Raw genomic sequence first — 715 nt, 5'->3', positions numbered from 1 at the left:
GTACTGGGTGGAGCATGTGCGGCGGTCGGTGCGGTTCGCCGACGCGGTGGATGCGGCGCGGACGGGTCTGGGTGTGTCACGGTGGGTGGAGGTGGGTCCGGACGCGGTGCTGACCGCGTTGGCGGCCCAGGTCCTGGCCGCGGACGGCGCCGATGCCGGGGCCGGTGCGGGTTCCGTGGACGGTGTCGATGCCTCGGGTGGTGCCGGTGCCGGTGCCGGTGCCGGTGCCGGTGCCGGTGCCGTGCAGGCGGTGGTGGGGTTGCAGCGGCGGGGCCGGGGCGAGGCCGAGGCGCTGCTGACCGGCTTGGGCCGGGCATACGCGTACGGCGTGGCCGTGGACTGGGAGTCCTTCTTCCCCGACCGCCGCATGCCGTCGGAAGAGCTGCCCACGTACGCCTTCCAGCGCAAGCGGTACTGGCTGGAGGCCGGGAGCACCGCGGGCGACGTGTCCTCCGCCGGTCTGGAGACCGTTCAGCACCCGCTGCTCGGCGCCGCCCTCGCATCACCGGAGTCCGGCGGAGTCGTGCTGACCGGCCACCTCTCCGCCGACGTCCAGCGATGGGTCGCCGACCACGACGTGTTGGGCAGCGTGCTGCTGCCGGGCACCGGGTTCGTGGAGCTGGCGATCCGGGCCGGTGACCAGGTCGGCTGCGACACGGTCGAGGAGCTGACGCTGGAGGCGCCGCTGGTGCTGCCCGAACGCGGTGCGGTCGCG

The 715-nt window shown here is 74.4% G+C and carries 1 protein-coding gene; it reads left to right on the top strand.

Annotated features, from left to right (window positions below; genetic code table 11):
* The coding region (locus IEZ06_RS35930; protein ID WP_189241127.1) for a polyketide synthase dehydratase domain-containing protein at positions 1 to 715 on the top strand (715 nt) is incomplete at both ends.

It is taken from the genome of Planomonospora antibiotica, assembly GCF_014647955.1.
GTDB classification, from domain to species: domain Bacteria; phylum Actinomycetota; class Actinomycetes; order Streptosporangiales; family Streptosporangiaceae; genus Planomonospora; species Planomonospora parontospora.
This window is presented reverse-complemented; position numbering and strand designations above follow the sequence as displayed.